Origin of the sequence: Pseudonocardia sp. SID8383 (assembly GCF_009864975.1) — a bacterium.
Classification (GTDB): Bacteria; Actinomycetota; Actinomycetes; order Mycobacteriales; family Pseudonocardiaceae; genus Pseudonocardia; species Pseudonocardia alni.
In genome coordinates this window covers 1-543 of the sequence record NZ_WWFY01001260.1, presented here as the reverse complement: position 1 = coordinate 543, position 543 = coordinate 1, and the positions used below count along the sequence as shown (strand labels likewise).

The 543-nt window shown below is 79.7% G+C and carries 1 pseudogene; it reads left to right on the top strand.

The features are described 5' to 3' along the window. A pseudogene (locus GTW08_RS30815) lies at positions 1 to 543 on the top strand (xylulose kinase); the annotation flags it as partial.

Below are 543 nucleotides of genomic sequence, written 5' to 3'. Positions count from 1 at the left end.
GCACCGGCCCGACGCGTGGGCCCGCGCACGGAGGCTGCTCGCCCCCAAGGACTGGCTGCTCGAGCGGCTCACCGGCACCGCCGTGGCCGACCCGTTGTCCTCGACCGGTCTCCTCGCCCCCGACGGCCGGTACCCGGACTGGCTCGACCTGCTCGTCCCCGGGCTGCGCGCGATGCCGGCGCCCTTGGCCGACCCGGCGTCGGTCGCGGGGGAGACCACCGGCGCGGGCGGGCTCCCGGCCGGGCTGCCCGTCGCCGTCGGGACGATGGACGCCTGGGCGGCGCTGCTCGGCGGCGGGATCGCCGCCCCCGGAGACGCGATCGACATCGCGGGCACCTCGGAGGTCCTGGCCCTCGCCGCGACGCCCGGCGGCAGCGCCCCGGGCATCGTCACGTTCCCGTCGTGGCGCGGGCTGCACGTGCACGCCGGGCCCACCCAGGCCGGCGGCGACGCCCTGACCTGGGCGTCCGCGGTGCTCGGCGTCGCACCGGGCGAGCTGCTGGACCGCGCCGCCGGCGCCGACCCGGGCCAGGTCCTGTTCCT